Raw genomic sequence first — 23,612 nt, 5'->3', positions numbered from 1 at the left:
GCAGGCCGGCGGCGGGCAGATGCGCCTCAAGCCGCACCCACTCCGCATTCGTCAGATCACCCCGCCCCATGCCCGACCTAACGACCGGACAAGCAGACAGTCACAAGATCCGCCGGACAGGACCTAGATGGAGCCGACGACCTTGCGGGGAACGACCCTGACCACGACGCGCGGGGCGTCGTCGACGGAGGCGGGGTTGAAGTCCCGGTAGTCCTTGCCCGTGTACTTGCGCGAGAGCTCGTTGATCAGCTCCTGGCCGCCCTCCGTGGTCAGCTCGGCGGTGCCGCGCACCTCGGCGTAGGTGTACGGCGCGTCGGGCGGGTTGATCATCACGGTGATACGCGGGTCACGGCGCAGGTTCTGTTCCTTCCGGCGGCCCTCGGTCGTGGAGATGAGCAGTGCGTCGCCGTCGCGCATGAGCCAGGTCACGGACAGTTGCGGGCTGCCGTCGGGCTGGATGGTCGCCACGGTCGCGAACATGGGGGATTCGTCGATGATGCGCTTCAGATCATCGGAGAGTGCAGCAGACACGGGCGCAAGCCTTTCCGGAAGGGCGTCCCGTGCCCGCGGCACGGAACCCGACAACATCTGACCCTGGGTCACCATAGACCGGTGACCGCGCGACTCAGCGTGACGGCGCGGCTTCCGATGTCGGATCACCGGCACGCCGGAGCCCCCGGGACCGGCCGGTCCGGCGGCGGCAGCCCCGGGCGCCCCTGACGGCTGCCTAGTGCTGTGACCGGAGAGGTTCACCGCCTCGCGGCGCCCGGCACGGCACCTCGCCGCGTTGTCGAACCACGCAAGTACGTCCAGTACGCGCCGTGGCCCTCCGCCTCGCGATCCACCGCACCGGACACCGCGACCCGGCAAACCTTTCCGGCCACAGCACTAGCGGGCCTCGGGCCGGTCGGTCAACGCGGTGCCGCAGCCGCTGCAGTAGCGGGCGTCCGCCTCGATCGCGTGCCGGTGGCACCGGCCGCACACCAGGTGCAGCGCGCACGGCTCGGGCGCGACGGCAGGGGTGGTCCGTCCGATGCTCATGCCGCGGCGCCTGTGGTGCACGGTGAGCACGAGCAGGCCCTCGGGGCCGGCCAGCAGCGCCCGGGAGGTGCCCCGCGGCAGCAGTCCGACGAAACCCGGAGCCAGCCGGGACTTGGCGCCGTCCAACGTGAGGGTGCCGCCGCCTCCGACGACGACCAGCATGACGTCGACCTCGTCCTCGACGTACGCCGCACCGCCGGTCCCGGGCAGGTGGCGCACCAGGTTCGCGTCCAGCTGCCGGTCGGCACCCTCCAGGCGCCACAGCGCGCCGCTCTCCCCCTGCGCCACCGCCGCGACCAGCCCCGCGACCGTTACGAACTCCGCCTCCCGCACAGCCTGTCTTTCCTTCACACCCGAGCCGAACCGCACCGCACCACACCATCATGATCCCTCACCCGTCGCCCTGGCGGCGAACCACAGGGCTGGTGAGGTCCGACGACCGGTCCAGGTCCCCGTCCGTCGCGGTCGGGCGGGCCGACGGCGGTTCCGCCGGCGGAGCGGACGTGGCACCGCGCGGGCCCGACAACCGCGGCGTACCGCCCGTTCCGCCGGTGAGCCCGAACACGGCGAACACCAGGGCGGCCAGTGCGGTGGCGGCCGACGCCGCGGTGGCCACCTCCGCCATGCGCCGGGTCCGTCCTGCGGTGCCGGCGGCCGGCGCGCCGTCCCCTGCGGGCATGCCGTCGCTCACCCGGGTCCCCCTCCCGATCGGTCACCCCCATTGAATCCGAACGGACTTGTCCGCGCGTGCGCTTCTTTGGTCCCAGGGCCTGTTCACGGCTTCGCCCGGGGTGCGGCCCGGTGCAGGGTGCGGATCGCCGGGATCGCGAAGAGCGCGGCGCAGCCCGCCAGGCAGGCGCCCGCCGACACCCACAGCAGCCGGTCCGGGGAGGCCAGGGCGGTGGCCGGTCCCGCCAGCGTCTGGCCGAGTGCGATGCCGGACACCGAGCCCGCCTGCTCGTACGCGGTGACCCGGTTGAGGACCGCGGCCGGGGTGTGGGTCTGCACGCTGGTCGCCCACATCACCGACCAGAACGCGATGGCCGCGCCGCCCAGGGCGTGGCCCGCGAGCAGCACGGGCAGGCCGGCGCCCAGTGCGATGCAGAGCGGCAGGGAGGTGTAGAGGGCCATCGCCACCGCACCGGCGGCGAGGGGCCGGGCCGGGCGCAGCCTCAGTGCCAGCAGGCCTCCGAGGACCGTTCCGGCGCCGAGGAAGGAGACCGCCAGGCCGTATGCGTTCGGGCCGAGGCGGGCGCCGACCAGGGCCGAGCCGAGCGGTACGAGCGGGCCGAAGACCAGGACGCCGTAGCCTATCCAGATCAGGATCACCGCCCACATCCAGGTGCGGGCGCGGAACTCCCGCCAGCCCTGGTGCAGTTCGCGGCGGAGCGACCGGCCCGTGCGGGGCCGGGAGTCGGCGGCGGCCGGGGTGTGCGCGGGCGTGGCCACGGGGTCGAACCGGATGAGAGCCAGGCACAGGGCGCTGAGCAGGAAGGTGGCGGCGTCGATCGCGTAGACGGTTCCGGCGCTGGTCAGGGTGATCAGCAGGCCCGCCAGGGCCGGGCCGAGCAGGTGGGCGAGCGCGTCGGCGACCTTGAGCGTGGCGTTGGCCCGCTGCGGCTCGCGGGCGACGAGGGGGACCATCCCGTTCACGCCCGGCAGGAACATCGCGACAGCCGCACCGGCCAGCGCCGCCATGGCCACCAGGAGCCAGAAGGGCGGTTTCCCGGTGAAGAAGGCGACGGCCAGCACCCCTTGGGTGAACACCCGGACGAGGTCGGCGCCGACCATCATCCGGCGTGCGCCGAACCGGTCGGCGAACACCCCGCCGAAGAGGACCAGGAGGACGAACGTCCCCGTCCAGACGCCGAGGACGAGGCCGACACCTGAAATCCCGTACAGCGCACCGACCGCGAGGGCGACGGCCACCGGCATCATCGCGTCGCCGAGGAGCGAGACCGCGCGGGCGGTGAAGTAGAGGGTGAACCGCCGGTCCCACAAGGGGAGCCGGGCTGCCTGCGGATCGGCCGGGGCAGGGGGGCCGTTGGGCGTCTGTGTCGTGGTCACGGCACCGATATTGGACTGGACCAATCGCCCGGTCCCAGTGTCCTGAACGACATGATGGGGTACTTTCCCGCCATGACGCCGCGTCCGCCGCCGAAGTCCCCCGCGCCGCACCGGGTCGTGGCCCTCCTGCAGCCGCCGCAGTCCGCGTTCCCCCTGGCCTGCGCGAGCGAGGTGTTCGGCGATCACGGTCCGGCGGTCCCCGCCCGCTACGCGTTCGAGGTCTGTACCGAGCATCCCGGTCCGGTGCGTACCGAAGCCGGCTACGACGTGCTGGTGATGACGGGCCTGGACGCGTTGGAGCGCGCCGACACCGTCCTGGTCCCCGGCTGGCAGCAGCCGGCCGGCACGGAGGTGCCGCCGGCGGTGGTCTCGGCGGTCCGCCGGGCGCACGCGCGCGGCGCGCGGGTCGTCGGCCTCTGCTCGGGCGCCTTCGTGCTCGCCGCGGCAGGGCTGCTGGACGGCCGTCGGGCCGCCACCCACTGGGCCCGGGCCGCCGAGCTGTCCGCCCGGTTCCCGCGGGTCCGCGTCGATCCCGCCGTGCTCTACGTCGACCACGGCGACGTTGCCACCAGCGCCGGATCCGCGGCCGGCGTGGACCTCTGCCTGCACCTGGTGAGGGTCGATCAGGGCGCCGCGTACGCGATGCGCATCGCCCGGCAGATGGTGATGCCGCCGCATCGCGAGGGCTGCCAGCTGCAGTACGCCGAGCTGCCCGCCTCCGCGCCGGTGGCCGTTTCGCTGGCCCCGCTGCTGGAATGGCTGGACGGGCGGCTGGACCAGCCCGTCAGCGTCGCCGAGATGGCCGCCCGCTCGCAGGTCTCCTCCCGCACCCTGACCCGGCGCTTCACCGAGCAGCTGGGCATCAGTCCCGGACGGTGGCTGCTGGACCGGCGGATCGCCGCCACCCGGGCCCTGCTGGAGGAGACCGACCTGCCCGTGGAGACCATCGCGCGGCGGGTCGGCCTCTCCTCTGCCGTCAACCTGCGCCGGCGCTTCCACGAGGCCCTGCGCACGACGCCCGCCGCGTACCGGCGCGCGTTCCGTGCGGAGAGGGCCGTCGGGTAGCCGGGGCCGGGCGGCTCACTGCCTGCCCAGCGCCATCCAGCGCTCGGGCGCCTCCAGCGGGACGAAGCCGATCCCGGCGTAGATCTCGTGCGCGTCCGCGGTGGCCAGCAGGATGCGGCGCAGGTCGTACGGGGCGAGGTGATCGCGCACCGCGGTGACGAGCGCGGTTCCGATTCCCTTGCCGCGCACCTGCGGGGAGATGTACACGTCGCAGAGCCAGGCGAAGTCGGCCTTGTCGGTCACGACGCGGGCATAGCCGACCTGCGCGCCGGAGGCCCGCTCGTAGACGCCGAAGTTCAGGGAACCGGCGATGGCCCGGTCCTGCTTCTCCCGGGACCGGTCGCGGGCCCAGTACGCGTCCTGCGACAGCCATCGGTGGACCAGGGCGGCATCGATCCGGGCGGAGTCGGCGGATATCTCGTATTCAGCGGGAAGATCAGTGGTCATGGCTGCATCCAAGCAGTTCCGCCCGCTCCCCCACCGCTGATTTTCGTTCCGCGAAATGATCACCTCACGGGGACCGCGTGCGAGGATCCACACCATGGATCACGAGATCGCCTGGACGCCCGGCGCGGCGGGTCACGCCTCCGCCGGACCCGAGGACGTCCTGCGCCTGCTGCGGAACACCGTCCGTGCGGAGCCGGGCGGGCGCGTCGAGATCGCGGTGGCCGCGTGCGAGATGTGCGGGCCCGAAGAGATGGAGTTCGAGGCCGCCAAGGGCGAGTGCTTCTGCGTGGGTTGCCGCATTCCGCTCGGTATCACCGACGGGTACGTGCACCCCGCCACCGCCCGCCCGTGCCGGCTGGAGCCCTCCGGGGCACCGCTGCCGCCCGCCTCGCCGGGCCCGGGCTTCGAGCCGTCGGACCTGCCCCGCTGCCCCGCGGGACACGACGTGTTCCACGTGGCGGTCGCCCTCGCCCTCGCTGCGGACGGGGTGCTGCGGGGCATCTCGGTCGGCCTGAGGTGCCCCGAGGACGGGGCGCTGTGCCTGTACGTCGACAACGCGCGCGTGGTGCCGCGCGCGGCCTGACCCGGCCTCGTCCGGCCGCGCGTCAGGACTGCGCCGGGGCAGGCGGTTCGGGGGCCTCCCAGGCGAATCCGTCCGGGTCGGTGAAGGCGTCGGGGGTACCGCCGAGGACGATGCGGTGCGAGCCGGTGCCGTCGGCGGGGACGCCGAGGTCCTTGGCCAGGGCGCGGCGCTTGTACAGCGCCAGCTTGACGGGGCCGGACGCGTCGGCGGTGAACTCCGCGTACTTGCCGCCGAAGCTCTTGGCCACGGTCAGGCCGCGTCCGACGTAGAACTGCCGGGTGGCCTTGACGTCCTCGACGCCGATCAGCAGGACGACCTCGTCGATCTCGCGGGTGGCGGGTCCGGTGTCCTTCTTGGCGGAGGTGGCGATCTTCCAGATCGTCCCATCGGGAGCCTGGACGACGCCGCCGTAGCCCCACAGGGACTTCGCGGCGGGCTTCAGCACCGTGGCGCCGGCGTCCACGGCGGCGGCGACGAAGCCGTCCACGGTGGCGGGGCCGGACACGGTGAGGCCGAGGGTGAAGCCGCGGAATCCGGTGGAGTGCGCGTCGGAGGCCCGCAGGCGTACGTACGCCTCGACGCCGAAGGCGTCGTAGAAGCGGCGGGCGGCTTCGAGGTCGGCCACTTCGAGGGTGACGGACGCGAGGGACGTGGGGGACGTGCGGGCCGCGGTGTGCGTGGTGGTTGCCATGTCCTTCACGCTAGGCGCCGCAGGGCGGCCGTGGCTTCTCCATTCCTGACCGGTCTCGGGCAGCGCCGCGGCCGGCCGCCCCGGTCAGGAATCCGGGCGCATCGCACGCAGCCGGTCGGCCACGTCGTACACGTTCAGACGCAGGCCGCGGATGTCGGTGATCAGGTCGCGCCACGGTTCGAAGGCCGTGTCCACCTCCTGGCCCGAGGCCCTGATGTAGGCCACGGCGACGCCGTAGCCGAAGTACTCGTTCCTGGCGGGCAGCGGACGCAGCAGCACGATCTGCTCCAGCAGTGCCGCTGCCCGCCAGTACGCGTCCGGTGGGTCGGTCGCCAGCGCGGGGGTGTTCACCCGGTGCCGCGCGACGGCGGCGACCAGGCCCGAGTAGTCGAGCACGCCCAGGTCCTGGCCGAGGAGTTCCTCCTGCCGGTCCAGGAGCCACCGGATGTCGATGTGCAGCTCCAAAATCAGGCCGCCCGGTCCGCGCGGGCGGACGACGGCAGCCCGCCGAACTCACGGTCGAACGCCTCCGCGACGCCCGGCCGGCCGACGACCTCACGGAACACGGCGGTCGCCCTGCCCAGTGCGAGCTGGTTCTCCTCCTCGATGGCCAGCTCCGCCAGATAGGCGCGGACGCTCATGCCGCGGGCGGCGGCCACCGCGGCGAACCGGTCCCGGGTCGCCGAGTCGATCTTCACAGTCGTGTCTGCCATGACCCGAGTATGCACCCGTGAATACCTTCATGAATACGGCACGGGGATGCCGGGACGGCGTCACGACCGGGGAGCGGGAGCCGGAGCCGCCTCCACCGGGGCCGAGGCCGCCGGGAGGGATTGGGCAGCCGGTGCGGCCGGGGCGGAACGGCGCCCGGCGAACACGATGGCGGTCACGCCCAGCACGGCCCACACGGACAGGACCAGGGCGGGCCGGGCCGCGCCGGCGCCGTCGAAGAAGGCGACCGAGCGGAGCAGGGAGCTGCCCGCGCCGGGCGGCAGCCACTGACCGACGAGCCCGGCGGGCTCGGGCAGCAGCTGCGGCGCGCCGGCGGCGCCGGAGAACGGGTTGCCGAGCAGGACGATCAGCAGGGCGCCGAGACCGATGCCCGCCTTGCCTAGGAGGGCATGGAGCCCCGCTACGCCGCCGGCGATGGCCGCGACGGTCAGGGCGAGGACCCCCGCCTCGGCCCACCAGTTGCCGGTGAGGACGCCCAGCCAGCTGTGCGCGAGCGCGGCTCCGGTCAGGCCGACGAGGGTCGCCGCGCCGAGCACGGCGGTGACGGCGCGGCCGCCGCGCAGTCCGCTGAGGGAGACGAGGGCTCCGGCCGCGACTCCGGCGAGGGCGAGCGGCAGGACGCTGGCGCCGAAGCCGCTGCCGCGGGCGTCGGCGGCGGGCGCGGGGACCACGTCGGTGACGGGTACGGCCTGCGCCCCGGCCGGCGCCTGGGAGGTGAGGGCCTGCGTCAGCAGCTGCGCGACGACGGGGCTCGCGGCGGACGCGGTCAGCAGGTGCGGCCCTTGCGGGGTGGCGACGACCGCGCCGTAGACCTCGCGGTTCTCCAGGGCGGTGCGGGCGGCGGCCTCGTCGGCGTACCGGTGGATCTCGAAGGCCCCCTCGCGGGAGGCGAGCCGCTGCTCCAGCGGGGCGGCCGCGGCAGCGGGTCCGGCGATGCCGAGGGGCAGGTCGCGGGGGGCCATCCGGGTGGCGGGCCAGGCGAAGGCCCAGAGGGCGAGCGCGGCGAGGAGCGGGACCATCACCATCACGGCCAGGACGCGGCGCGAGGCCGGGACCGTGGGGTGGGAGGCGGGTGTCACTGGCATGGCGGGACTCGATTCAAAGAGAAGGATCGTTCGTTTTACGCCCTGGGCCCACTGTGTGCCGACCTCTCCTCCTTGTCAAGAATGAATGTTCGTTTTAGCGTGGGGGCATGGCACGTGTATCCCAGGCGCACCTCGACGCCCGCCGCCGGCAGATCCTCGACGGCGCCACCCGCTGCTTCACGCGCAACGGCTTCCACGCCACGTCCATGCAGGACGTGCTCAAGGAGGCGGATCTGTCCGCCGGCGCCGTCTACCGCTACTTCCGCAGCAAGGAGGAACTGATCGCCGCGATCGCCGAGGAGACCTTCCTGCTGATCCGCGGCGCGTTCGAGGCGGCGGCGGAGCAGGACCCGCCGCCCGGCCCGGACCTCCTGATCTCCCAGGTCCTCGGCACGATCCTGGACGTGCGGGCCGGGGAGCCCGGGGCCGGTCCCCGGGACTTCCCCCGTCTGATGCTCCAGGTCTGGACCGAGACGCTGCGCAACGAGGACCTCGCCGCCCTGCTGCGCCGCGGGTACGAGGAGATCAGCGGGGCGTGGGTGGGGCTCGTGGAGAGCTACCGGAAGGCGGGCATGCTCCCCTCGGACGTCCCCGCGGAACACATCGCGCGGACCCTGATCGCGGCGGCCCAGGGGTACATCACCCAGCAGGCGCTGTTCGGCGGGATCGACCCCGGGATGCTCCGTGACGGACTGCGCGGCCTGATGTCCATGGGCGACGCCGCCCCGGCACACCGCTGACCCCGGCGGGACGAGCTCCCGCCGGGGTCAGTATCGGCCGTGGGCCGGCGCCCGCCACCGTCCTGGTGTCAGCAGTTCGGGATGGGGACCCAGCGGCTGCCGTTCCAGTAGTCGGCCTGGTCGTTGCCCTGGCCGGAGAGGTAGTAGGCGGACACCCAGCCGCGGCTGCCGGCCGGGGTGTCGAGGTCGGTCAGCAGCCACCAGCGGTTGTAGTTGCCCTGGCCGTCGTTGACCTCGCCGCCCCAGGCCCGGCAGTTGACGTAGTTGCTGCCCGCGTAGAGGTAGCCGTTGGGGCCGCACGGGTGTCCGTTGCTCGTGCCGCAGACGGTGTTCGGGTACCCGTTCGCCCGGGCGAACGTCGTGATCCAGTACGTGCCGTGGGCGTGCGCCCGCGGCGCTGCGAGGGAGGCGTTCGCCGCGAGGGCGATTACCAGGGCCGTGAGCAGCACGACGGCGTTCCGTACGGACCCGGCGGCGCGGAAGTGCATCGATCCTCCAGACGGTGTGAGGGGAGCCGGGGCAGGCCCGGCCGGACGTTGCGCCGGCCGGACGTTGCGCCGGCCGGACGGCTACGGCTTGATGGTCACCGAGACGCACTCGTCCCAACCGACGATGTCCTCACAGATGTTCATGTACTTGTATCCGGTGATGTGGCCGTTGCCGCAGCCGCCCTGGCTTCCGTTGGCGTCGCCGTACTGTCCTGTGTCACGGCTGCCGTAGGTCTTGCTGAAGTACACGTAGACCCCGTTGCCGTCCTGTTCCATGTCGCAGACCTCGAACCAGCCGTTCGAGGTGTCATAGGTCGCGTAGTCGGAGCCGTGGTGGACGGAGTGCCTGGCCGCGTGGGCGGACAGCGCGGTGCCCAGGGTGAGCGCGGACGCCATGGCGAGTGTGGCAGCGGCTTTGAGTACGGCTCGTGTGGCCCTCATCGGTCCCCCATCGGTCGTGGATGCGCGTGTGGTGGCGCAATGACGCTAGTTCCGCCGTCCGGAAGCGCGCGATCCCCGGAAGTGGGGGTTTCGGCGGTCGAAGCGGTGCGGTACCAGTCCCCCGTGACCCGAACGAACCCCGCTCCGCCGAGCGGCTCCGCACTGCGCCGCGCCCATGCACGGATCGCGAGGCTGGGCCGGGAGTCGCCCGACCCGATGACGCTCTTCGCCCGGGTCGCGGACATCGTTCCCACGGTGGTCGGGGCGGACGGTGTGTGCGGGCTGACGCTCGACCCCGCCACCCTCCTGCACACCGGCGGCTTCCATCACGGGGGCGTACCGCACACCCACCTGCCGCGGCTGCTGCAGATCGAGTACGGCGAGGAGGACGTGAACCAGTTCCCCGCCCTGGTGAAGGCCGGCGGGACCGCCGCGGGGCTCTGGCAGGCCACCCGTCACCGGCCCCACTGCAGCTCCCGCTACCGCGACGTCTACCGCCCGGCCGGGATGGGCGACGAGATGCGGGTGCTCCTGCGCACCGGCCACACCGTGTGGGGTGCGCTGGTACTGCACCGCGGCGGCGACCGGGCGCCGTTCGGCGACGACGAGGTCGCCGCGCTGGCAGCGCTCGCACCGGCCGTCGCCCAGGTGCTGCGCGGCGCGTACCTGCGGCACGACGCCGCCGCCGCCGATTGCGAACTGCCGACCGCACCCGGTCTGTTGATGTTCCACCCGGGTGGAGAACTCGACCGGGTCACCCCGGCCGGGCACCAGTGGCTGGAACAACTGGTCGCGGCCCCGGCGGAGTCGGCCCCGCTCCCCCAACCCGTGCTCCACGCGCTCAGCAGGGCCCGCACGGCGGGCGACGCCTCGCTGCGCATGCGCAGCCGGACCGGCCTGTGGGTGTCCCTCACCGCGACGCGCACGGACGCCGACGGCGGTGTCGCCGTCATGATCCAGCCCAGCAGTCCCGAGCACGTCATCGGGATCCTGATGGACGCGTACGGCCTCACCCTGCGCGAACAGCAGGTCGCCCAGCTGGTCACCTACGGGATGTCCGACACCGACATCGGCCGGCGGCTCGGGATATCCCCGCACACCGTCAGGGACCACCTCAAGAAGGTGTTCGACAAGACCGCGACGAACAGCCGGGGAAGGCTCCTCCAGCTCCTCTACTTCAGCCACTACCAGCCGGACATCGAGACCGGCCGCACCATGGGACGGCACGGCTGGTTCCGTACCGCTCAGGTCTGAGTACCGGCCTGCGGAAATCATCATCCAGGCGCACCGGCCGAAGGATCGGCGCCGCAATGATGTTCGTCATGGCACAAGACCTCGGAACCCTCGCCCAGCAGACCGCGGACCGGCTGGCCGAGAAGCACGTCGGCGCGGTGGTGGCCGCGATGGCGGACGACGCCGTGGAGATCCGGGGCTCCGGGAGCACCGGCGCGGCCGACGGCCGTACTCCGGCACCGGACACTCTCTTCGAGATCGGGTCGGTGACGAAGCCGTTCACCGCCCTGGCCCTGGCACGCCTGGTGTCCACCGGCCGGGCGGGGCTGGACGAGCCGCTCGCCGATCTGCTGCCCGCCGGGACGGCCGTACCGTCGCGCGGCGGCCGGCAGATCTCCCTGCAGCACCTGGCCACCCACACCTCCGGCCTGCCCCGACTGCCCCGGGGCATGCTGCTCCAGGCCCTGCTACATCCGTCGAAGCCGGATCCGTACGCCGACTGCACGGCGGACGCCCTGCTGTCCGGACTGGCCGGGACGCGCCTCGGAGCCGTGCCGGGACAGCGCTTCCGCTACTCCAACCTCGGGGCCGGACTCCTGGGGCTGGCCCTCGCGCGCCGGGCCGGCACGGACTACGAGTCGCTCATCGTCCAGGAGATCTGCGCCCCGTTGGGCATGAAGGACACCATCGTGACGGTGGACGAGGCCCGTTCGCGACGCAGTGCGCAGGGCCATGCCCGGCGCCGGCGGCCCGTCACACCGTGGCACCTCGCGGACCTGGCGGGCGCCGGCGCCCTGCGGTCGACCGCGACGGACCTGGCGGCCTTCGTACGCGCGCAGTTGGACGGGGGCCCCGAAGGACTGGCCGACGCGATCCGCCTGAGCCGATCGGTGGAGCACCGTACGAGCCCCTTCGGCTGGGTGCACCTCGGCTGGACGGCGCACCGCCTCCACCCCCGGCAGGGCGCCCACCTCCAGATCTGGCACAACGGAGGGACGGGGGGCTTCTCCTCCTTCGTGGGCTTCGACCCGGAGAAGCGGCTCGCCGTCATCGTCCTCGGCAACACCAGCGGCCGCCCGGTGGACCGCCCCGCCTTCGACCTCCTGCGCACGCTCCAGCAACAGCGCGCATCCGGGCCCAACTGACCGGCATGCGAGTCCTGGACGGTGCGAGACCTGATGACGGGTCAACTGGAACGGTGCGCGTTGTAGAGGGCCTGCGGGGCGTCCCGCGCCCCTCACGGAGGACGGGGTCCGGCGGCGCGTAGGCCGGCGCGCGGTTCAGACAGCGGATTCTTCTCGGGCAAAAGCCCCCGGAGAGAACGACGAGCGTGATGCATCATTCAACATGATTTCGACGTGTTGCACCGTTTTCCATCACGGCCAATACGCATGCCGGTTCCTGCGAATCGGAGTAGGATGAATCATCTCTGGGTAATGCTGAAAGCCATCCCAGATCCCCCTCACATCATTTCGCGCCTCCTTTCGGGAGCCCAGAACGCCCGCGCGGCTCACGACCACCGCAGCGGAACCCCACCCGGCGTGCACGCACCCAACCGGGGAAAGCACGGGGGCAGTCATCATGAACCCGTCCATCGACCCACGCGCCGGCGGCCCCCTCGGTGGCTCGCCGGTTCCTCCACGACCCACGCGGCCCGCCCGCCACCAGAGCCACTACGTGCGGCCGCCGACGCCCGAGCCACCGCCACCGGCGGCGACGGGCCCCTCCCGGTTCGCCTACGACGACGTCACCCGGTACCTGTGCGCTGCGATGCACACCGACAGCGGCCTCGCCCGCAAGACCGTTGCCCGGATCATGGACGAACCCCGCCGAGCCGCAGCCTCCTCACCCGGTCTGGACCTGGCCTGTGTTCTCCGGCACGCCCTCGCCGCCCGCCGTCGGCAGCGCCGCCGGGACCTCGCGCTCTCACTCCTCCTGCTCATCCTCGTCGTCCTGATCGGCCTGCTGGTTGCCTTTTCATCCACCTATGAAATTCTGCCCGCCGCCTACGCGGTTTCCCTACTCGTGGGCTGTCTCACGGCATGGGCGATAGTGGCTGTCGAAATATTCTCGACGCACTATGGAGTCGTCTCACGGCAGCTCAAACGAGAGAACTTCGACCCGAGCCGTGCCCCCCGTCCCAGGAACAGAGGGGACGCCGCCCGCATCGACGCGATCGAACTGCGTGACCGCGGCAACGTCGTGATGTCCTCGCACTTCGCCCCCTTCGTCGGGCACGGCGACATCTACAGCACTTGGTCGTTCGCACTGAACACCGCTCGCCCGGAGAAGGGAAAACAGATCACGCCGTTCACCATCCACGACCTGAACGAACACATTTCTGCCAGGGTCGGGGCCCTCCGACTGCCGGGCATGGAAGTGGCCGAGGTGCTGCTGATGAACGGGGCCGACCTCTTGTTCGGAATCGACGGCCGCACACGATCCGAAGTGCTGCGAAACCCGGCCGGACCACCCGGGGCACACGTCTCGGAGTCTCTGCTGAGAGAGCTGCGCGAAGTCGACACGGCCCGAGCACGGCCGTACCTGGCGATCCGCGTTACGGGGTGGGGCGGCGAGCTGGTCAGCACCTTGTTCCTGAGATGTACGGTGCTACCTCACCGCGAAATAGCATTCATCGAGGGAAGCAATTGCCTGCTCTCGCCCGTGAATGAGAAATACCGGGCCGTGGACCTGATCCTGAACTCCCCCACCCTGCGCCAGTGGTTCTCGCTCGTGGGCCTGGCCGCCCTGCGCACGCCGGTCCTGCTGATCTGCGCCCCGTTCTCCTTGATGGGAGATCTCCTCGCACCATTCTCCAGGCGGCGTGAACAAAGACGCCAAGCACGTCAGATCCGCCTGCGCACCTTCAACTACGGCGCCGAGTTCAGCGTAAGAGAGGCCGCGAGCAGCCGGCTCTACTACCGCTACTTCCAGATGCTGGACCGAGAGCTGTACGCCCAGACCGTCGAACACCGTGTACTGGATTCCCTCGTGCAGTTCCTCGAGGATCACAACATAGACTCCAGCGAACTCATCCAGAGGCAGACGACCATCTACAACTCTGGCCTCTTTGCCGGGCGCGACATTTCTGTCACCCGCTCGAATGTTCAGGCCGGAGCCGGCCGTCCCCAGCCCGTGAAATCGGGGTAGCGCAATGTCCGATCACGGCATGAGTCACGTCAGCGGCATCCAGGCAGGTCGCGACGTGCGAATCGAGCAGAGCACGGTCACCGTGGGCCATTCCACGGCGACCGGCGCTCCGGTTTCCACCGAGTACGCGACAGCAGTTGCCGAGCTGCGCAGGGCAGTGAGCCTGCTGGTCGGTGAGCTGCGCAAAAACGAGGAGCAGTACGAGGACGGCGCGGAGCTCGTTGAAGCTGGGGAGCGGATCGAAGCGGAACTCGACCGGGACGAGCCTCGCTGGAGCAGCATCCAGCGATGGCTTGGCTTCATCGCCCCAGGCGTGCACGCGACGGCCGCCGTCGCAGCCGACGTGGAGGCGATCCAGGGCGGCGTGACGACTCTCCTGACGGCCCTCATCTAGGGCCTGTTGTGACGGTCCTTCTGATGAGTTGCGGAAAAGCTCCCCGACCGTGTTGGTGTCAGTCGATGAGCCACGGCCACACGGGCTCGGGCGCTGCTCGACGGTCAGGTGGAGCGGGCTCCGCTACCGCTTCAGGTAGGCCAGGACGGCCAGGACGCGGCGGTTGTCGTCCGCAGAGGGGTCGATCCGGAGCTTGGTGAAGATGGCCGCGGTGTGCTTGGCGACCGCGCTCTCGCTGATGAACAGGGTCCCCGCAACAGCCGCGTTGGAGCGGCCCTCGGCCATGAGGCGCAGGACGTCCAGCTCGCGCGGCGTGAGCTCCGCCGTGGTGCCGCGGGCGTCGCTGCGGGCCAGCAGCCGGGCGATGACCTGGGGGTCCATCACCGTGCCGCCCGCGGCCACGGTGCGTACGGCGTCGACGAACTGGGCGGTGTGCGTGATCCGGTCCTTGAGGAGGTAGCCGATGGCGCCCTGGCCGCCGGCGAGCAGTTCGTGCGCGTAGAGCTGGTCCACGTACTGGGACAGGACGAGGACGGGCAGCGCCGGCCGGGACCGGCGGGCTTCCAGGGCCGCCTGGAGTCCTTCGTCGGTGAAGGTGGGCGGCAGCCGGATGTCGACCACGGCCACGTCCGGCTCCTCCTCGATGAGGGTCCTGAGCAGGGCGGGCCCGTTGTCGACGGCTGCCACGACGTCGAAGCCGTGGTCCTGGAGGGTGCGCGTCAGCCCGTCCCGGAGGAGGACGAGGTCTTCGGCAAGGACGACGCGCACGGTATCTCCAAGGTCGCGGTGGTCGGGCCGCCCCGCGGGCTGTGCAGGACGAGGGTTCCGTCGAAGGGTTCGATGCGGCGCCGCAGGCCCCGTAGGCCGCTTCCGTCGGGGTCGGCGCCGCCGCGGCCGTCGTCCGCGACCGTGACCCGCAGGACGCCCGCGGTGTGGCCCAGGCGGATCCGGACCTCGGGAGCGCCGGAGTGCTTCGCGGCATTGGCGAGCAGCTCCGCGACGGCGAAGTAGCCCGCTGACTCGACGGGGGCCGGGAGCCGGCCGGGCAGGGCCGCCTCCACGTGCACGTCGACGTGGCTGTCGAGGGCCAGCGAGCGCACGGCGTCGCCGAGGCCCCGGTCGGCGAGGACGGGCGGCAGCACGCCGTGGACGAGCTCGCGCAGGTCCTGGAGCGCCCGCTGGGAGGTGGCCCGTACCTCCTGCAGCAGGGCGCGGGCGGCCGGCAGGTCGTGGTCGAGGAGGCGGGTGGCCTCGTCCAGGGTCATGCCCAGGGCGACGAGCCGGGCCTGTGCCCCGTCGTGCAGGTCCCGTTCGATGCGCCGCAGTTCGGCGGCCTGGACGTCGAGGACGTCGGCCCGGGATCCGGCGAGGTGCTCGATGCGGCGGACGAGTTCGGTGCTGTAAGGGGCGGCCAGCAGCCGCCCGCTCCAGCGCCCGTGCAGCCGCAGGACGGCGGGGGCCAGACACAGTCCGGCGGCCGTGAACCCGAGGCCGAGGACGAGCGCGGCGAGCATCCCCGTCGTGGAGTCGACCAGGACGAAGGCGTACCAGTTGCCGTCGCCCAGGAGCCGCCATACGAAGGGCTGGACGGCCGCGCCGAAGAGCCCGTACCAGACGAGGGACGGCGGTACGGCGGCGAGCAGCGCGCCGGTCCACGGCTCCGCCCAGGCCCAGCGCAGGTCGTGCCAGAACCCGGTGTCGCCGAGGAGCGCGAGGGCCCGTCGGCGGCGGCCTCCTGGACCGGTGGGGAGGGGCGGGAGCGGACGGGGCGGGCTGATCGCCGTCCCCGTCCAGCGGGCGGCCCGGTCGCGGTAGCGGTCGGACATCCGGCGCAGGACCGTCGCGGCGGGCGGGAGCAGGAGGAAGCCGACGCCGACGGGCAGGAGGAGCAGGGCGCCGATCACGAGGCTGCCGGCCCCGGACACGGCGAGCGCGGAGAGGGACAGCAGCTGACAGCGGCCCCAGTCGGCCGGCACACCCCTGGTGCCGTGCCGCAGCCTGCTCCCCTGCCCCGCCATTCCCACCTGTCGCCCCGTCATGTCAGCGCGCTCCGGGCGCCGTTGTGACGATGATCCTATCCGGCGCCGCGTGTGCCGTCCGGCGGGCGGCGGCGATCCACGGGAGCGCGGCGGCCAGACTCGCGGCTCCGAGGATCAGCATGGGCGCGGTCGCCGCGGCCGTCTCGTCGGTCACGTACAGCATGCCGAGGTTGATCAGGGTGTGGAAGCCGCCCGCGAGCAGCAGCCGGTTGCTGCGTACGCCGTCCAGGGCCAGGCCGAGGATGACGGACATCGCGGTGGTGGCCAGCAGGAACCCGGCGGCGAAGGCCGGCGCCTGCGCGAGGACCGGTACGTGCCACAGGCCCCAGACGACCCCGACGGCCGCGGAGGCGGTGACCGGGCCGAAGCGGGTGCGCAGCAGCGGCTGGAGATAGCAGCGCCATCCGATCTCCTCGGCGCAGGCGCCGAGGAGTTGGGCGGCCACGACCAGGGCGAGGGGGTGGGCGAGGGCCCGGGGGGCGGTGACGGGGAGGGAGCCGGATGTGAGCAGGCCGCCGCCCACGCACAGGGCGGTGATCAGGACGGGAGTGAGCAGCAGGGCCGCCCGGCGCCCGCCCGTTCCGTCGGCGCGGTCGCGGGTGGGCAGGGTACCCGCGAGCCGCTGCCTGGTCCGGCCCGGCCACAGCAGCGCCACGGCGGCCACGGCGACGGCGGGCCCGAACTGCGTCAGTTGCACCACCTCGGGCGGGATGCCGGAGGCGGTCTGGAGACCTCCGCACACCCCCGCCGCCACGAAGGCGACCGCGAGGAACACCCCCGCTTGCGCCGCCCAGGCCGTCCGCGGCGCCCGCGGCGCCCGCCGCCGACCCCGCTCGTGCGCCTGCTGCCGTTCCCGTTCCCGTTCCTGTTCCTGTTCCTGTTCCTGTTCCTGTTCCTGTTCCTGTTCCTGTTCCTGTTCCTGTTCCTGTTCCTGTTCCTGTTCCTGTTCCTGTTCCTGTTCCTGTTCCTGTTCCTGTTCCTGCATGCTGCCCGGCCTCCCCTGGTTCGCTGCGGGGCGCGCCCGTCACGCCCACGTCGACTCTGCCGCCAGGGATCCGGCCGGGCCTTGTACGTGGCTGCCGAAGCGGGGTGTACCCAGGTGCACCCCTGGGTCCGGGGCCAACGGGATCGCGGGGCCGTCTTCGGCATCGTGCCGGTGACGCTGTTCCAACAGCCTTTGCAGGACGCGTGGTCCACGGTTCGCCGCCGGTCGGCGACCGCGGTGCGGGGCCTGACGCACCACTCGGACGGGACCCTCTCCACGTGGTCGTCGTTCTCGCTCGGTCACCTGCACACCTCCGCGCTGATCGTGGACGGCGACGGCACGCACGACCTCGCGCCCGGTGCCGTGTGACAGGCGAGGCCCTGCGCACGCGGATCTCCCGGGGCGTCACCGACCGGTGGGAGCACCAGATCCAGGACCACGTGCCCTTCCGCCCCACGGACGTCATCGAGTACGTGCTGCGCGACGACCGGATCCACCACTGGGCGCCGGTCGCCCCGGCCCTGTTCCACCTGGCACTGGTCCACGCCCACGGCCGGGGTCCCGTGGAGCGCACCGAAGCGAGGGCGGTACGCCGGGCCGGGCGCGCCGCAGGACGGTGAGGTGGCGGGCCAGTGCCACTCCGGCGAGGGCCGCGACCAGGGCGCAGACGCCGCCCCAGCCGGCCAGGCCGTGGACCCGTACGCCGAGCCAGGAACCCGCGCTGCCGCCCGCGTAGGCGCAGGTCATGTAGGCGGTGTTGAGCCGGGCGCGGGCGTCGGCGCGCAGGGCGAAGACACGGGCCTGGTTGGCGATCATGCCGGACTGCATCGCGACGTCGAGCAGGAGTGTTCCGGCGACCAGCGCGGCGAGTCCAGGCGTGCCGCCCCGGGAGCCGACCGCGAGGAGCGCGGCCGCGGCGAGGACGGCCAGCAGGCAGACGAGGTTCACGGCGTCGGCGCCCCTGCGGTCGACCTGCCGTCCGGCGAGTGGCGTGCAGAGGATCGTGACGGCGTTGACGAGGGCGACCAGTCCGACGGCGTGGACGCCCAGGCCGTACGAGGGGCCGGTCAGGAGCAGCGCCATGCACGTCCAGACGGCCGAGAACCCGGCGAAGACGGTGGCCTGGTACAGGCACGAGCGGCGCAGGTCCGGTTCGCCGCGCCACAACCGCAGCGGCTCCGCGAGGAGGGAGCGGTACGGGTGGCCGGAGGGCGGGTCGGTGGCCGGCAGGGTACGGGCCAGGACGGCCGCGAGGAGCAGGACGACCGCGGCGGCCACGAGGTAGGGGGCGCGCCAGCCGAGGCGTTCGCCGAGTGTCGCGCTGAAGGTGCGGGCGAGGAGCATGCCGGCGAGGGAACCGCTGAGCAGGGTGCCCATGACCGCTCCGCGGCGGTCCTCCCCCACCAGTCCGGCGGCCAGCGGTGCGACGAGCTGCGCGGCCACGGTGGTGAGGCCGACGAGCCCGCTCGCGGCGACGAGCGGCCCCAGGGCGGGCGCGCATCCGGCGGCGACGAGTCCGGCTCCGGCGAGGCCGAGGAGCGCGACGAGGAGGGGGCGGTACGGGATCCGGTCGCCCAGGGGAACCAGGAGGAAGATCCCGGCCGTGTAGCCGAGTTGTGTGGCCGTCACAACGTGGGCGGCGGACTCCTGCGGGGCGTCGAGGGCGGCGGCGACGAGGGGGCCGACCGCCTGGGGGAAGTACACGTTGCCCACGCCGACGGCGCAGGTCAGGGACAGCAGCAGGAGCATTCGTCGGTCCACGTCGGCGGACCGTCGCGGACGGTTGGGTGTCATGGGGAGAGTTGACGGCACCGGGTCGTCAGCGCCAACGGATGTAGCCTGGGGCTTAATGATCACGTTCGAACTGGGGGTGGAGGACCTGGCGGACACCCGTTTCGCCCTGTCCCCGCTGTACGAGACCGTGCTGAGCCTGCGGGTGCTGCGCGAGCCGGGCCTGTCCGCGATCCATCTGCCGTGGCGCAGGGCCGTCCTCCGGGGCGACCTCGGTGGCACTGGTGACGCCGGCGGCCTCGGCGGCGTCGGCGGCGTCGGCGGTCTCCGTCCGGGCGACGTCGAACTGCTGATGTCGCTCATGCCGGTGCGGCGGACCCTGCCCGACTTCCTCACGCCGCGGCCCGCCCGCTTCGACGGCTCCTTCGAGGAGGAACTGGCCGTCGTGGCGCGCACCCCTCCCGCTGTGGTGCGGCGCGACCTGCTGGCCGCGCACGCTCCCGACCCGCTGCCCGCACCGCTGGAGGACGCCCTCGGCGACAACGCCGCCGTGGCAGGGCTGCGCGACGCGCTCTGCGCGGCGCTGCGCCGGTACTGGGAGGCGGCCGTGCGGCCGGTGTGGCCGCGCATGCGTCTGGTCCTGGAGGCGGACATGACCTATCGGGCCAGGCAGCTCGCCCTCGGCGGGGCCCGGCTGCTGTTCGCCGACATGCATCCGAACCTGCGCTGGAAGGACGGGGTCCTGCACGTCGGGCAGATGATCAGCCGGCATCACGTGCAGGCCTCCGGCCGCGGTCTGCTGCTGGTGCCGTCCGTCTTCGCGCACAAGCCCGCACCACCCGTCGACCCCGACGGGCCCCCGGCGCTGGCGTACCCGAGCCGCGGTGCGGCGACGCTGTGGGAGTCGGCTCCGGTGGTGACCCCGCCGGCCCTCGCCTCCCTGCTGGGGGCTCCCCGGGCCCGGCTCCTGGGCCTGCTCGAGGAGCCGCTCGCGACCGTCACGGTCGCCGGGCGGCTCGGGGTCACCCCGAGCGCCGTCTCCCAGCACCTGCGGGTGCTGAACGCAACGGGCCTCGTCACGCGGACACGTGACGGACGGCACGTCCTCTACCGCCGCAGTCCGCTCGGCGACCTGCTGCTGGACGGCTGTGGCCCGACGGCCCTCTGACCGCCGTCCCGCTTCATGCCTGCGCGGTCGGACGCTGCCGGTCGGCCAGGGCGTACAGGCCCGTGACGACGGCGCCGCGGCGGCGTTTGGCCTCGACGGTCGTCATGCCTGCGTGCAGGGCCGTCGAGCCGTGGGCGTAGGCGTCCTGGATGGGCAGGTAGTACATGAGGTTGAAGTACAGATGGGGTGCTGCGTGGGTGCGGTCGACGGCGACCGCGCGGATCCACGTGGTGGACGCGTAGTGGTAGTACAGGCAGAAGCCGGCCATGCGTCGGCCGTCGTAGGCGGCCACCACGCGTGCCGCGCTGCCCATCGCCGCCGCCTGCCGCTTGAGCAGCGCGGTCATCGCGGCGATGCCGTCCCGGTCGTGGCCGTGGTCCTGCTGGTGGCCGGCGAGCAGGACCCCGGCGTCCTCGGCGCAGTCCGCGAGGGTGAGGTGCCGTACGTCCGGTCCGTTCACGGTGAACTCGCGGTGTTCGCGGCGCACGCCGACGCGGCGCCGTGAGGGCAGGGAGGCGACGTACCCCTCGAAGTCCGCGCCGGGCAGCGGGATGAGGGCGTCGTCCTCCAGGTGGACGGGGTCGTCGGGGTAGAGGGGGGCGAGCCGGGCGGTGGCCTCGGCGGTGAGGTAGGGCCACCAGTGCGTGGTGCCGTTGCGGTCGGCGAGTGCGCGGGCGGCGTCCCGCAGGAGGGTGAGGCAGGCGTGGCGTCGTACGGGGCCCAGGCCGGGGGCGGTGAGCGGGGTGTTGTGGTAGCCGCGGCGGGCTCCGGCGATCACGCGGGGCCGCAGCCGCGGGGGCAGGAGGCCGCCGGGCCTGTAGGCGTCGTTCGGCTCGTCGTGCACCAGGTGGAGGGGCGCCGCGGCGATCAGTTCTCCGTCGTCGTCCCGGACGAGCGCGTACGAGGCGCTCGCGGTCGGATCCTCCTCCTCGGCGGCGAGCCACCGGTGGGAGAGGTAGAGGCCGGCCCGGCGGGCGAGCCGCTCCCACTCTGCGGCCGGGACGGCGTGGACGGACTCGACGAGCATAGTGATCAACGGGGATCCCTCCGGCGGTGACGGCTGGCGGACTTCAGGGCGGGAGCGGCGGCCATGGCGATCAGGCAGGCCACGGCTTCGGCGCCCCAGGGGAGCAGGGGCCCGGCCTCGAGGAGCAGGGTGAAGAGGGCGGGGGCCGCGACCATGCCGATGGCCCACGAGAACTGGTAGAGGCCCTGGGTGAAGCCCCCGGCCGCTTCGGGGGTGAGGGTGACCGACAGCTCGCTCAGTGCCGGGCCCAGGAGGATCTCGGCCACGCTGAACAGGGTGATCGCGGCGACGAGGGCGGCCCAGGCGGTGAATGCGAGGGAGGGCAGGCCGGGCAGCATGAACGCCCCCATCCCGGCGGCCATGACGAGGTATCCGGCCGCGACGGCGCGGCGGGGCGCCTTCGGCGCGAGATGGGCGGTGACCACCGTGGAACACCCGGAGACGATGACGGTGTTGACGACGAACAGCAGGCTGGCCGCAGACGCGGGAAGCCCGAGGGCCCGGGTGGTGTAGAGGGCGACGAGGACGGACAGGGCCGCCTGGGCAAGTACGTAGGGCAGGTTCACCGCGACGAGCAGCAGGTAGCGGCGGGTGTGGTCGGTCCGGGGCACCCGTGCGCCGGGCGGCGGCCCGTCCGGCTCGGGCGGGGTGGTGGTGAGGGTGGCGAAGCAGAGCGCGGCGAGCAGGTAGGTCGCGGCGTCGACCGCGATCAGCCACCACAGGGCGCCCTTCCCGAAGAGCGTCAGGGCCCCTGCGGCGGCCGCCGCTCCGGCGGCGAGGCCGATGTTGCGCAGGGAGCCGGTGAACGCGAACCACGCACGCTCCTGGCCGGGTTCGGTGACGTGCAGGATCAGGGTGCGCTGGGCGGTGAAGTACATGTTGATCCCGGCCTGCACCAGTACGTGGACGGCGGCGACCTGCCACAACCGGTCGGCGAACAGGAACAGGGCGAATCCGAGGGCGGACAGGACGTTCGCCGCGACGACGACCGGCCGGGGCCCCAGACGGTCCATGAGCTGGCCGGCGAGGAAAGTGACGGGCAGGGCGATGGCCTGTCCCACCGTCATCGCCATGCCGACGTGCGACGGCGGCAGGCCCTGTACGTCGGTGAAGTAGAGCAGCCCGAGGGGCAGAAGCATGCCGTTGCCCACGGAGTCGATGAGGTTGCCGGTGACGAACCGGCCGTGCCCCCGCAGCTCGGGTATGCCCAGCCGGGACGCGGTGCTGGGGCGGCGGGTCCCGGTGGCCGCGCTCATCGCACCAGCAGGGAGGTCAGCCTGCCCAGGACGCCGGCCGCGGGGAAGCCGGTCCTGGCGTGCAGGTCCGTCAGGGCCCGCACGGTCGGCGCCTCCTGTCCTTCGGGGAGGGTGAGGACGACGATGTCGCCGCGCGGGGCTCCGTCGATGACCAGCTCGTGCGCGGTGACGACGGTGACGTGCTCACGGAGCTCGGCCAGCGCAGCCGGGGGGACGGGACCGTCGGTGAGGAACTCGACCGCCCACCCGGTGCGCCGTACCGGCCCGCCGCCCGGGGGGAGGCCGCGGGCCATGCGGGCGAGGGTGGTGAAGGTGTTGGTGCCGGACGCGGCGCACGACAGGGTCGTCGCGCCGCCGATGCGCGGGTTGACCTCCAGGACCACGAAGCGGCCGCCCGTGTGGACCATGTCGACGTTGACCGAGCCGTACACCCCGAGTTCCCCGCAGAGCCGGACCAGGGCACGGGCGACTGCGGCGAACGCGGCGTCGGCCTCGGGGTGGGGCCCGCACCAGCGCAGGTCGGCGAAGGTGAAGACCGGGTCCGCGCCCGCGCGTCCGGTCCAGCACAGGGGCAGGACCTGGTAGGAGCCGGGGCGTCCCACGATGTCCACGGTGCAGAGGTCCCCTTCGACGACTTCCTCCAGCACCGCCGAGGCCTCCGGGGGGCTGGCCAGCCAGGCGTCCAGGTCGGCCGGGGTGCGCAGGGTGCGGATGCCGGCGCTGGTGGAGTCCCAGACGGGTTTGGCCATGAGCGGGTAGCCGATCCGGGCGGCCTGCGCGCGCAGTGCGTCCCGGTACGCGGGTACGGGCAGGCCCCCGCCGGCCAGCAGCCCGGAGTCCGCGCGGATGCCGTCCGGTACGTGGAGACCGGCCCGTCTACAGAGCTGTTTGGTCTCCCACTTGTCCACCAGCAGCATCGTCGCCGCGAGCGGTGTCATGACGGTGGGGATGCCGGCGGCGTCGAGGAGGGACGCGGCCGTGGCATCGCGCAGCGCGTTCTCGCAGGGCAGGGAGATCGACACCGCGGCGTCCGCTCCCCAGGCGGCGACCGTGTTCGCCAGTTGCCGGGGGGTGACCGCGCGGTCGAGTCTGTGCCGGTGGCCGGGGAAGTCGTCGTCGCCGGCGCTGCCGCTGGTGTGGAAGAGACCGGCTTCGATCCCCTGGGCGGCGAGGGCGCGTACGGCCTGCTGGATGTAGGGATCGGCGCGGCGGATGCCCACCGACCGAAGGAATGCGATCTTCCGCATCG

General features: G+C 72.6%; 27 protein-coding genes. 9 read left to right on the top strand and 18 right to left on the bottom strand.

The features are described from left to right. Positions 1-123 precede the first annotated feature (123 nt). From E6U81_RS34595 to E6U81_RS34580, 4 genes are all read right to left on the bottom strand, one after another. Positions 124-531: a PPOX class F420-dependent oxidoreductase gene (locus E6U81_RS34595; RefSeq protein ID WP_136233956.1), complete on the bottom strand. Its 408-nt coding sequence runs from the start codon at positions 529-531 to the stop codon at positions 124-126. A 357-nt stretch (positions 532-888) separates the two neighbouring features. Beyond that, on the bottom strand, positions 889-1,374 hold the full coding sequence (locus E6U81_RS34590) for a hypothetical protein (RefSeq protein WP_240804184.1): 486 nt from the start codon (positions 1,372-1,374) through the stop codon (positions 889-891). 58 nt (positions 1,375-1,432) lie between these two features. Continuing rightward, complete coding sequence (locus E6U81_RS34585; protein ID WP_136233955.1) at positions 1,433-1,732, bottom strand: hypothetical protein; 300 nt, start codon at positions 1,730-1,732, stop codon at positions 1,433-1,435. 83 nt (positions 1,733-1,815) lie between these two features. After that, positions 1,816-3,108 (bottom strand): MFS transporter, encoded by a 1,293-nt coding sequence (locus E6U81_RS34580; RefSeq protein WP_240804183.1) that lies wholly within the window; start codon positions 3,106-3,108, stop codon positions 1,816-1,818. Positions 3,109-3,180: 72 nt separating this feature from the next. Between E6U81_RS34580 and E6U81_RS34575 the strand changes: the two genes are divergently transcribed. Continuing rightward, a complete protein-coding gene (locus E6U81_RS34575; RefSeq protein ID WP_136233953.1) occupies positions 3,181-4,173 on the top strand; it encodes a helix-turn-helix domain-containing protein in 993 nt (330 codons plus the stop codon). 15 nt (positions 4,174-4,188) lie between these two features. On the opposite strand, the gene E6U81_RS34570 is transcribed toward E6U81_RS34575, so the two are convergent. Further along, a complete protein-coding gene (locus E6U81_RS34570) occupies positions 4,189-4,620 on the bottom strand; it encodes a GNAT family N-acetyltransferase (protein ID WP_136233952.1) in 432 nt (143 codons plus the stop codon). A 94-nt stretch (positions 4,621-4,714) separates the two neighbouring features. Between E6U81_RS34570 and E6U81_RS34565 the strand changes: the two genes are divergently transcribed. After that, a complete protein-coding gene (locus E6U81_RS34565) occupies positions 4,715-5,203 on the top strand; it encodes a hypothetical protein (protein ID WP_136233951.1) in 489 nt (162 codons plus the stop codon). A 22-nt stretch (positions 5,204-5,225) separates the two neighbouring features. Here E6U81_RS34565 and E6U81_RS34560 read toward each other — a convergent pair whose 3' ends face one another. The 4 genes from E6U81_RS34560 to E6U81_RS34545 all read right to left on the bottom strand — a co-directional run bounded on the left by E6U81_RS34560 (position 5,226) and on the right by E6U81_RS34545 (position 7,711). Continuing rightward, positions 5,226-5,894, bottom strand: coding sequence for a glyoxalase (locus E6U81_RS34560; protein ID WP_136233950.1), 669 nt, complete (start codon positions 5,892-5,894; stop codon positions 5,226-5,228). Positions 5,895-5,978: 84 nt separating this feature from the next. Next, positions 5,979-6,359 carry a toxin Doc gene (locus E6U81_RS34555; RefSeq protein ID WP_136233949.1) on the bottom strand — a complete coding sequence of 127 codons (381 nt, stop codon included), beginning with the start codon at positions 6,357-6,359 and terminating at the stop codon, positions 5,979-5,981. A 2-nt stretch (positions 6,360-6,361) separates the two neighbouring features. Further along, a complete protein-coding gene (locus tag E6U81_RS34550; protein WP_136233948.1) occupies positions 6,362-6,607 on the bottom strand; it encodes an antitoxin MazE7 in 246 nt (81 codons plus the stop codon). Between the two features lie 60 nt (positions 6,608-6,667). Then, a complete protein-coding gene (locus tag E6U81_RS34545; protein ID WP_136233947.1) occupies positions 6,668-7,711 on the bottom strand; it encodes an ABC transporter permease in 1,044 nt (347 codons plus the stop codon). A 107-nt stretch (positions 7,712-7,818) separates the two neighbouring features. Between E6U81_RS34545 and E6U81_RS34540 the strand changes: the two genes are divergently transcribed. Then, positions 7,819-8,451: a TetR/AcrR family transcriptional regulator gene (locus E6U81_RS34540; RefSeq protein WP_136233946.1), complete on the top strand. Its 633-nt coding sequence runs from the start codon at positions 7,819-7,821 to the stop codon at positions 8,449-8,451. Between the two features lie 68 nt (positions 8,452-8,519). Here E6U81_RS34540 and E6U81_RS34535 read toward each other — a convergent pair whose 3' ends face one another. Both E6U81_RS34535 and E6U81_RS34530 read right to left on the bottom strand, forming a co-directional pair. After that, positions 8,520-8,939: a hypothetical protein gene (locus E6U81_RS34535; protein ID WP_136233945.1), complete on the bottom strand. Its 420-nt coding sequence runs from the start codon at positions 8,937-8,939 to the stop codon at positions 8,520-8,522. Positions 8,940-9,020: 81 nt separating this feature from the next. Continuing rightward, positions 9,021-9,380 carry a hypothetical protein gene (locus E6U81_RS34530; protein ID WP_136233944.1) on the bottom strand — a complete coding sequence of 120 codons (360 nt, stop codon included), beginning with the start codon at positions 9,378-9,380 and terminating at the stop codon, positions 9,021-9,023. Positions 9,381-9,503: 123 nt separating this feature from the next. Here E6U81_RS34530 and E6U81_RS34525 point away from each other — a divergent pair, with 123 nt between their 5' ends. The 4 genes from E6U81_RS34525 (at position 9,504) to E6U81_RS34505 (ending at position 14,157) form a co-directional block, all read left to right on the top strand. Continuing rightward, positions 9,504-10,634 carry a helix-turn-helix transcriptional regulator gene (locus E6U81_RS34525; protein WP_168714828.1) on the top strand — a complete coding sequence of 377 codons (1,131 nt, stop codon included), beginning with the start codon at positions 9,504-9,506 and terminating at the stop codon, positions 10,632-10,634. Positions 10,635-10,702: 68 nt separating this feature from the next. Continuing rightward, entirely contained in the window at positions 10,703-11,758 is a 1,056-nt protein-coding gene (locus E6U81_RS34520; RefSeq protein ID WP_168714827.1) for a serine hydrolase domain-containing protein, read from the top strand. Between the two features lie 436 nt (positions 11,759-12,194). After that, positions 12,195-13,763: a hypothetical protein gene (locus E6U81_RS34510; protein ID WP_168714821.1), complete on the top strand. Its 1,569-nt coding sequence runs from the start codon at positions 12,195-12,197 to the stop codon at positions 13,761-13,763. Positions 13,764-13,782: 19 nt separating this feature from the next. Beyond that, positions 13,783-14,157 carry a hypothetical protein gene (locus E6U81_RS34505; RefSeq protein ID WP_240804182.1) on the top strand — a complete coding sequence of 125 codons (375 nt, stop codon included), beginning with the start codon at positions 13,783-13,785 and terminating at the stop codon, positions 14,155-14,157. Positions 14,158-14,280: 123 nt separating this feature from the next. On the opposite strand, the gene E6U81_RS34500 is transcribed toward E6U81_RS34505, so the two are convergent. The 3 genes from E6U81_RS34500 to E6U81_RS34490 are packed head-to-tail and all read right to left on the bottom strand — an operon-like array spanning position 14,281 to position 16,971. Next, positions 14,281-14,925 carry a response regulator transcription factor gene (locus tag E6U81_RS34500; RefSeq protein WP_136233938.1) on the bottom strand — a complete coding sequence of 215 codons (645 nt, stop codon included), beginning with the start codon at positions 14,923-14,925 and terminating at the stop codon, positions 14,281-14,283. After that, entirely contained in the window at positions 14,877-16,196 is a 1,320-nt protein-coding gene (locus E6U81_RS34495; protein WP_240804181.1) for a sensor histidine kinase, read from the bottom strand. The genes E6U81_RS34500 and E6U81_RS34495 overlap by 49 nt, the downstream gene beginning before the upstream one ends. 1 nt (position 16,197) lies before the next feature. Beyond that, complete coding sequence (locus E6U81_RS34490; RefSeq protein WP_136233937.1) at positions 16,198-16,971, bottom strand: CPBP family intramembrane glutamic endopeptidase; 774 nt, start codon at positions 16,969-16,971, stop codon at positions 16,198-16,200. A gap of 60 nt (positions 16,972-17,031) precedes the next feature. Between E6U81_RS34490 and E6U81_RS40660 the strand changes: the two genes are divergently transcribed. After that, positions 17,032-17,550 (top strand): hypothetical protein, encoded by a 519-nt coding sequence (locus E6U81_RS40660; protein WP_136233936.1) that lies wholly within the window; start codon positions 17,032-17,034, stop codon positions 17,548-17,550. Between the two features lie 93 nt (positions 17,551-17,643). Here the strand turns inward: E6U81_RS40660 and E6U81_RS34480 are convergent, their stop codons facing one another. Next, positions 17,644-18,942, bottom strand: a complete 1,299-nt coding sequence (locus E6U81_RS34480) for an MFS transporter (RefSeq protein ID WP_240804180.1) — start codon at positions 18,940-18,942, stop codon at positions 17,644-17,646. A gap of 88 nt (positions 18,943-19,030) precedes the next feature. On the opposite strand from E6U81_RS34480, the gene E6U81_RS34475 reads away from it, so the two are divergent. After that, positions 19,031-20,080 (top strand): winged helix-turn-helix domain-containing protein, encoded by a 1,050-nt coding sequence (locus tag E6U81_RS34475; protein WP_136233935.1) that lies wholly within the window; start codon positions 19,031-19,033, stop codon positions 20,078-20,080. Positions 20,081-20,093: 13 nt separating this feature from the next. Here E6U81_RS34475 and E6U81_RS34470 read toward each other — a convergent pair whose 3' ends face one another. The 3 genes from E6U81_RS34470 to E6U81_RS34460 are packed head-to-tail and all read right to left on the bottom strand — an operon-like array spanning position 20,094 to position 23,610. After that, positions 20,094-21,107 carry a peptidogalycan biosysnthesis protein gene (locus E6U81_RS34470; protein WP_136233959.1) on the bottom strand — a complete coding sequence of 338 codons (1,014 nt, stop codon included), beginning with the start codon at positions 21,105-21,107 and terminating at the stop codon, positions 20,094-20,096. Positions 21,108-21,112: 5 nt separating this feature from the next. Next, a complete protein-coding gene (locus tag E6U81_RS34465; protein WP_136233934.1) occupies positions 21,113-22,363 on the bottom strand; it encodes an MFS transporter in 1,251 nt (416 codons plus the stop codon). After that, positions 22,360-23,610, bottom strand: coding sequence for an ATP-grasp domain-containing protein (locus E6U81_RS34460; protein WP_136233933.1), 1,251 nt, complete (start codon positions 23,608-23,610; stop codon positions 22,360-22,362). The genes E6U81_RS34465 and E6U81_RS34460 overlap by 4 nt, the downstream gene beginning before the upstream one ends. Positions 23,611-23,612: the final 2 nt, after the last annotated feature.

This window comes from Streptomyces sp. A0592, assembly GCF_004795115.1.
GTDB lineage: Bacteria > Actinomycetota > Actinomycetes > Streptomycetales > Streptomycetaceae > Streptomyces > Streptomyces erythrochromogenes.
Note: the sequence above shows the minus strand (reverse complement) of the source record. Positions and strands in the feature narration are given on the sequence as shown.

Bases quoted from the DNA above. Each gene is read 5' to 3' on its own strand.
- E6U81_RS34575 (WP_136233953.1), top strand. From the start codon at position 3,181: ATGACGCCGCGTCCGCCGCCGAAGTCCCCCGCGCCGCACCGGGTCGTG.
- E6U81_RS34570 (WP_136233952.1), bottom strand. From the start codon at position 4,620: ATGACCACTGATCTTCCCGCTGAATACGAGATATCCGCCGACTCCGCC.
- E6U81_RS34565 (WP_136233951.1), top strand. From the start codon at position 4,715: ATGGATCACGAGATCGCCTGGACGCCCGGCGCGGCGGGTCACGCCTCC.
- E6U81_RS34560 (WP_136233950.1), bottom strand. From the start codon at position 5,894: ATGGCAACCACCACGCACACCGCGGCCCGCACGTCCCCCACGTCCCTC.
- E6U81_RS34550 (WP_136233948.1), bottom strand. From the start codon at position 6,607: ATGGCAGACACGACTGTGAAGATCGACTCGGCGACCCGGGACCGGTTC.
- E6U81_RS34545 (WP_136233947.1), bottom strand. From the start codon at position 7,711: ATGCCAGTGACACCCGCCTCCCACCCCACGGTCCCGGCCTCGCGCCGC.
- E6U81_RS34540 (WP_136233946.1), top strand. From the start codon at position 7,819: ATGGCACGTGTATCCCAGGCGCACCTCGACGCCCGCCGCCGGCAGATC.
- E6U81_RS34535 (WP_136233945.1), bottom strand. From the start codon at position 8,939: ATGCACTTCCGCGCCGCCGGGTCCGTACGGAACGCCGTCGTGCTGCTC.
- E6U81_RS34530 (WP_136233944.1), bottom strand. From the start codon at position 9,380: ATGAGGGCCACACGAGCCGTACTCAAAGCCGCTGCCACACTCGCCATG.
- E6U81_RS34520 (WP_168714827.1), top strand. From the start codon at position 10,703: ATGGCACAAGACCTCGGAACCCTCGCCCAGCAGACCGCGGACCGGCTG.
- E6U81_RS34510 (WP_168714821.1), top strand. From the start codon at position 12,195: ATGAACCCGTCCATCGACCCACGCGCCGGCGGCCCCCTCGGTGGCTCG.
- E6U81_RS34505 (WP_240804182.1), top strand. From the start codon at position 13,783: ATGAGTCACGTCAGCGGCATCCAGGCAGGTCGCGACGTGCGAATCGAG.
- E6U81_RS34495 (WP_240804181.1), bottom strand. From the start codon at position 16,196: ATGACGGGGCGACAGGTGGGAATGGCGGGGCAGGGGAGCAGGCTGCGG.
- E6U81_RS34475 (WP_136233935.1), top strand. From the start codon at position 19,031: ATGATCACGTTCGAACTGGGGGTGGAGGACCTGGCGGACACCCGTTTC.
- E6U81_RS34470 (WP_136233959.1), bottom strand. From the start codon at position 21,107: ATGCTCGTCGAGTCCGTCCACGCCGTCCCGGCCGCAGAGTGGGAGCGG.
- E6U81_RS34465 (WP_136233934.1), bottom strand. From the start codon at position 22,363: ATGAGCGCGGCCACCGGGACCCGCCGCCCCAGCACCGCGTCCCGGCTG.
- E6U81_RS34460 (WP_136233933.1), bottom strand. From the start codon at position 23,610: ATGCGGAAGATCGCATTCCTTCGGTCGGTGGGCATCCGCCGCGCCGAT.